The 4,067-nt window shown below is 57.3% G+C and carries 3 protein-coding genes; all 3 read right to left on the bottom strand.

What is annotated here, in order from left to right:
- Positions 1–48: 48 nt before the first annotated feature.
- The 3 genes from ACPLUI_RS06400 to eno all read right to left on the bottom strand — a co-directional run bounded on the left by ACPLUI_RS06400 (position 49) and on the right by eno (position 3,856).
- On the bottom strand, positions 49–2,049 hold the full coding sequence (locus ACPLUI_RS06400; protein ID WP_424659448.1) for a sodium-translocating pyrophosphatase: 2,001 nt from the start codon (positions 2,047–2,049) through the stop codon (positions 49–51).
- 185 nt (positions 2,050–2,234) lie between these two features.
- Entirely contained in the window at positions 2,235–2,462 is a 228-nt protein-coding gene (gene secG, locus ACPLUI_RS06395; protein WP_424659442.1) for a preprotein translocase subunit SecG, read from the bottom strand.
- A gap of 113 nt (positions 2,463–2,575) precedes the next feature.
- Positions 2,576–3,856, bottom strand: a complete 1,281-nt coding sequence (gene eno, locus ACPLUI_RS06390) for a phosphopyruvate hydratase (protein ID WP_424659441.1) — start codon at positions 3,854–3,856, stop codon at positions 2,576–2,578.
- Positions 3,857–4,067: the final 211 nt, after the last annotated feature.

Genomic DNA, 4,067 nt, shown 5'->3' with positions numbered 1-4,067 from the left:
AAAAATGCCCCTGCTCTCGCAGGGGCGTTTCTAATAACCGTCATAGACTTAGCGGACGATATTGGCAATCAAAGGAATAATCAGCAGCGCCACGATGTTCACGATCTTGATCATCGGGTTGATGGCCGGTCCCGCTGTATCCTTCAGCGGGTCTCCGACGGTGTCACCCGTTACAGCCGCAGCGTGGGTGGGAGTACCCTTGCCGCCGTACATACCTTCTTCAATGTACTTCTTGGCGTTGTCCCAGGCACCGCCGCCGGAGGTCTGGAAGATGGCCAGGAAGAGACCGCTTATGATGGTACCCATCAGCATGCCGCCCAGAGCATCCCGCCCGAGGAGCAGACCCACCACCACGGGGGACAGAACGGGAATCAAGCCGGGCAGGATCATTTCTTTCAGCGCACGGCGGGTAACGATGTCAACGCACCGGCCGTACTCCGGCTTGGCCGTACCTTCCATAATACCTTTGATTTCACGGAACTGCCGCCGCACCTCGTTGACCACTTCATAAGCCGCACGGCCCACGGCACCGATGGCCAGGGAGGAGAACAGGTAGGGCAGGGCGGCACCGATGAACAGGCCGGCCAGCACCCACGGGTTGTTGATGGAGAAGGTGAGCGCCTCTCTGGGCACAAAATCAGCCAGGTGGTGGGTGTAGTCGGCAAAAAGCACGATAGCCGCCAGACCGGCTGAACCAATGGCATAACCCTTGGTCACCGCCTTGGTGGTGTTGCCCACGGCATCCAGCGGGTCGGTAATGTTGCGCACTTCCTCGGGCAGTTCCGCCATTTCGGCAATACCGCCCGCGTTGTCGGTGATGGGCCCGTAGGAGTCAATGGCCACGATGATACCGGTCATGGAGAGCATGGCCATGGAAGCGATCCCAATGGCATAAAGACCGTGTGCCCCACCGCCACCAATCAAATAGGAAATCAGGATACCGGCCACGATTACAATGGCGGGAAGGACGCCGGCCTCCATAGCCACGGAGATACCGGTGATGATGTTGGTGGCATGACCGGACTGGGAAGCTTCAGCAATGGATTTCACCGGACGGAAACTCTTGGATGTATAGTAGTCTGTAATGTACACGAGAGCCACGGTGATGACCACACCGATGAGAGCGGGCCAGAAGAAAGCAGTGGAACCCAGAACACTATTGCTTACAAACCAGAAGCCGATCAGTGCCAGAACGGCGGAAGCCCACAACCCCTTGTACAGGGCACCCATGATGTTGGTGCCGCCACCCATCCGGACAAAGAAGGTACCGATAATAGAAGCGATAATAGCTACGGCTCCCAGAACCATGGGATAAACAATGTACTGGGGCTGGTCCTTAAAGACCAGGAAACCGAGGAGCATGGCACCAACAGCGGTTACGGCATAGGTCTCAAAGAGGTCGGCCGCCATACCGGCACAGTCACCGACGTTGTCCCCCACGTTGTCAGCAATAACCGCCGGGTTCCTGGGGTCGTCTTCAGGGATACCGGCCTCGACCTTACCCACCAGGTCGGCACCGACGTCGGCACTCTTGGTATAAATACCGCCACCCAGACGGGCGAACACGCTTATCAGCGAACCGCCGAAGCCCAGGCCCACCAGCGCCACCGGGTCTCTGAAGATAACGTACATGGCCGAGACACCCAGGAGGGCCAGGCTCACGCACATCATACCCGTCACAGCACCGCCCCGGAAGGCTACCTGCAGGGCATAGCCTATACCGGACCTGGCTGCTTCCGCCACGCGGGTATTGCCCCGGGTCGTAACGTACATACCGATATAGCCGCAAAGACCCGAGAAAATGGCCCCGATGACAAACCCAACGGCTGTCCAGTAGTTAAGCCCGAACAGAATAATCAGTGCCACTACCACGCCAACAATCGCTATGGTCTTATACTGCCGGTTGAGATAAGCCATAGCCCCTTCCTGGATGGCCGCCGAAATTTCCTGCATGCGCTGGGAACCGGCAGGACGGCTGAGTACCCATGAGGCCAGATAACCTGCAAACAGGATACCAATAATGGCAGCCACTATCCCGGAATAGGTCATCCAAGATTGTACCAAGAATATTCCCCCCCATGATTAATTTTTCAAACAGCCTGTGAACAACATCCAACCTCCTTCTCCCGGAATCACCTCCCCCTTCCCGCTAGACAGGCGCCGCACACCAATTTTTTATATATAACTTTTTCGGCCGGTGGCCGGCAGCCTGCAAAAGAAATAAGACAATGGGCTTATATCCATAAGCCCAATACAAGTGACGTAATGGCAAATAACACCGCCACTACCGTAGTTAGTTTGCTAAAAAACTCGTCAAGACCTTTCTTTTTACCGAACAAAACCTCCGCCCCCCCGGCAATAGCCCCGGAGAGCCCGGCACTTCTTCCCGACTGTAAAAGCACCGTTGCGATGAGAGCAAGGCATAGAAGCACATGAAAGGCTATCAAAACGCCCTTGAGCACACGCCTGCACCTCCTCTTCCATTCGCTGTTATTATAGCACAGAACAATAATAATTGACAATTATGCCTGGGGGATAAAATAGAGACGTGCGATGAGATACGGGAGTTGAGATTTTACATCCCGCTCCTCAACGCCTTCCGGCCCGGATAAATAGCGTTATCACCGAGCTCTTCCTCTATACGCAGGAGCTGGTTGTACTTGGCCACCCGGTCGGTACGGGAAGGCGCTCCGGTCTTAATCAGGCCGGTCCCCGCAGCCACCACCAGGTCGGCGATAAATGTATCTTCCGTCTCACCGGAACGGTGACTCACCACCGCGGTAAACCCGGCACGCCGGGCCAACTCAATAGCTTCCAGGGTCTCAGTGAGGGTGCCGATCTGGTTCACCTTGATCAGAATGGAATTACTGGCACGCAGTTCAATGCCCTTCTGAAGCCTTTCCGTGTTGGTGACGTAAAGGTCGTCCCCCACCACCTGCACCCTGTCTCCCAGGCGGGCGGTGAGCTTCGGCCAGTTCTCCCAGTCGTCCTCGGCCAGGCCGTCTTCAATCGAGAGGAGGGGATAGCGCTCTGCCAGGGAGGCATAAAATTCAATTAACTCCTCCGCAGTGAGAGGTTTTCCTTCCAGCATGTAGCGGCCGTCCTTGAAAAACTCCGTGGCCGCGGGGTCGATGGCCAGGGCCACTTCATCCCCGGGCTTGTAGCCTGCCGCTTCGATGGCCTCCACAATGACCGCACAGGCCTCCTCATTGGAAGTGAGGTTGGGCGCGAAACCCCCTTCATCACCTACTGCGGTGTTCAGGCCTCTTTTCTTAAGCACCCTTTTCAGGTTATGAAAGACCTCGGCCCCCATCCGCAGCGCCTCGGCAAAACTGGGGGCACCCACGGGCATGATCATGAACTCCTGGATGTCGACGTTGTTGTCCGCATGCTTGCCGCCGTTCAAAATGTTCATCATCGGCACGGGCAGCCGACGGGCATTGACCCCGCCGAGATACTGGTACAGGGGCAGCCCCACCGACCTGGCCGCCGCCCTGGCTGCAGCCAGGGAAACACCCAGGATGGCGTTGGCGCCCAGGTTGCTCTTGTTGGGTGTACCGTCCAGCTCGATGAGGGTCCTGTCCAGACCCACCTGGTCCGTGGCGTCAAAACCGATAATTTCGGGAGCGATTTTCTCAATCACGTTGTGCACGGCCTTCTGCACGCCATTGCCCAGGTAACGGGACGGGTCGCCATCTCTCAGCTCCACCGCTTCGTGGGCACCGGTGGAGGCCCCGGAAGGGACAGCCGCTCTCCCCAGGGTACCGTCTTCCAGCAGCACGTCCACTTCCACGGTGGGATTGCCCCGGGAGTCGAGAATCTCCCTCGCGTATACGTCAACAACAGTTGTGCTCATGTTTTTCTCTTCCTCCTCGTTTATTTATGACGGGGATGCAAGCGCGGTCCGGAAGAGGAGGGCGCAGGCACCCGCTCAACGCTCTATAATCAATGACTCGCCGGTCATTTCCGGCGGCCTGGGGATCCCCATCAGGTCCAGCATGGTCGGGGCAATATCCGCCAGAATGCCTCCCGGACGGAGTTTCACCCGCCCGAGCTCCTCCCCGATC

Source organism: Desulfofundulus sp. (assembly GCF_049701015.1).
Lineage (GTDB): Bacteria > Bacillota > Desulfotomaculia > Desulfotomaculales > Desulfovirgulaceae > Desulfofundulus.
Note: the sequence above shows the minus strand (reverse complement) of the source record. Positions and strands in the feature narration are given on the sequence as shown.

Bases quoted from the DNA above. Each gene is read 5' to 3' on its own strand.
- ACPLUI_RS06400 (WP_424659448.1), bottom strand. From the start codon at position 2,049: ATGACCTATTCCGGGATAGTGGCTGCCATTATTGGTATCCTGTTTGCA.
- eno (WP_424659441.1), bottom strand. From the start codon at position 3,856: ATGAGCACAACTGTTGTTGACGTATACGCGAGGGAGATTCTCGACTCC.